Genomic DNA, 2,237 nt, shown 5'->3' on the forward strand with positions numbered 1-2,237 from the left:
GCTAGCAAATGAGACCAATATACAAATTCTTGATCATTGTTGAAGCCATAATTGGGTTCGGTCCTTTAGTCATACTGTTAGGGCTAGGCTTAATTACTATACCCATCTCAATTATGGGTATATTAGATGGTTATTATGGTGCACTGGTTATGCTACTTATTGAGGTTGGAGGCTTTCTGGGCATGTTCGCGCTTATCTCTGTTTTAATGCATATTCTAGAGCCAAGCAGGTATTTTTTATCGTTTGCTAAATTACGTTTATTTATAATCTGCGGCTTTTGCTCAATCCTTGGGTTTGCATTTATGTCAGGTATAAATATCAAATTCATTTGGCTTCTTATACCAATAGCTGTTGCCGTACACTTTATTTATTTAGGCCGCATATATGTGTTTGCTGCTAGCTAACAAACGCTTTAACCAAGGACGCAAAACAGCAGGCTTGCGCTCCTTCGTCGCTAATTTTAGCCTGCTATTTTACGCCGGTTAAGCGAGGCGTTAGCAGTCTAAAGGAGCCGACTTGCGTATTTTAACTATTTTATTTCTTCTACATCTCACGGTTGGATGCGCAGTTCATGAAATTACTTTTATGAAACCGGAGGGAGAGTTTGGAAAAGCTTCAAAAGATGGATGCGGTCAAATTCCTTTAAATTTCATTTACGACGACCCAGCGACTAAGTTCAAAGTTTTGTTAAATGCTAGGGCTGTTTATCTATCATTAGTCGTCCCCGAAGGGGGTATAGTTGAATGGTATGATTCTTCGATGTCAGTGGAAGTATCAGGTTTAACTGAAAATATAATTGCTGAGCCACTAATCAAAGATGAGCGTATCAAAGAAGTTTGCAGCGGTATTGGGCTATTTAGTTGTAAGAAGTACGACCAATACTACCTCTTCGTTGAGGCACCACAGATATACGAGCGTGACAATGTCAAAATTAAACCGCCTACACCATTAGTAAATGGTAAAGCGATTAAGACTTCAGAAATAAATTTTAAAAAGGTTACAGAAAATATTGTACAAGCAATCAACTGCTAACAATCCAATCAATCCGACCTCAACTCGCTGCGCTCATTGCGTCGGCTTATTGGGGCGTTAGGAGCAAAGGACGTGAGGCGTATCCATTATGAATCGTAAATTGATTCCAATAGTTATTCTTTTTATTTGGCTCTGCCAAGCGGGTTCGAGTAGTTTAAAGAACATCGAATATGCAGAGGTAATCTCTGGACTATCGCGTACCTCTGAGCTTGGCGAATGCAACATAGCTGTCGATATCACGAGATCTTGGCCGTTCTCTTGGACAGCACGTTCAGCGAGAATAAATGTAAAAAATCAGAGTGTGGCTTTAACTTCTTTTACAAGTAAATTTAATGTGCCTGATAGAACATTCCTAAAATCACACAATACCAATTATCACTTTACTTGGAGCCGTCAATTAGAAGACCAGCTTGTTGCGTCTTTTGTCGATGTCGAGATGAAACCAAATGGCAGCGTTCAGTCTGTCAATATCGGTAATTGCCCTAACTATCCAGATAATAACGAATTAATAGGGAATTTAGAGTATTGTAATTCACCAGTGCAGCTAATAAAGTGCACCTAACAAGCGCCTTAACTCCGACAATGTTTAGTTGTCATGGTTTTGGCAAACAACGCAAAAAGCCACGCCAACACATTGCGTGTTAGGCGGGTGTTAGGCAACTAGATGAAATGTAGTGTCTGTGGAAATAAACCTAAACGGAAAATCGAATTTAAAATTAGTCTGTTAGATTGTTTCGGGCTGTTTGTTCTTTGCATTCCTTTCGTTGCAATTTTGTTTGCGATAGTTTATGGAGTAACATCACTGTTTGTCGGCGCCGTTGGTTCAATTTTGGCAGGTGTAAACACAAACCCTGAACTATTAAGGTCTTTAGTATCTGTAGTTATTTTGTATTTTATACTTGCACGCTTCTTTGTGAAGTACATGCCAAAATTGCTCAATATTCTTGGGTATTTCATCAACTATAAGCTGGTTATCTCGGCAGATTGTGAAAAATGCAGCCATAGTTGCATTACACATAGTTACCCAACTGAGCCACATGCGTAACACATTGCCTAACAAGGCCGTTAAACCGTGGACACAAAACAGTGAGCTTGTGCTCCTTCGTCGCCAATTTTAGCCTGCAATTTTGTGCCGTTTACGGCAAGTGTTACCAATGACCGCTCACAGCAGCCCGTTAACTCTAACTCATTTTTGTCCAGAAATG

General features: G+C 39.8%; 2 protein-coding genes. Both read left to right on the forward strand.

What is annotated here, in order from left to right; genetic code table 11:
- The first annotated feature begins 516 nt into the window (after positions 1 to 516).
- Entirely contained in the window at positions 517 to 1,032 is a 516-nt protein-coding gene (locus FW757_RS22960) for a hypothetical protein (protein WP_182740089.1), read from the forward strand.
- Positions 1,033 to 1,120: 88 nt separating this feature from the next.
- On the forward strand, positions 1,121 to 1,594 hold the full coding sequence (locus FW757_RS22965; protein WP_149980143.1) for a hypothetical protein: 474 nt from the start codon (positions 1,121 to 1,123) through the stop codon (positions 1,592 to 1,594).
- The last annotated feature ends 643 nt before the right edge of the window (positions 1,595 to 2,237 follow it).

The sequence above is a fragment of the Pseudoalteromonas sp. 1181_04 genome (assembly GCF_052850545.1).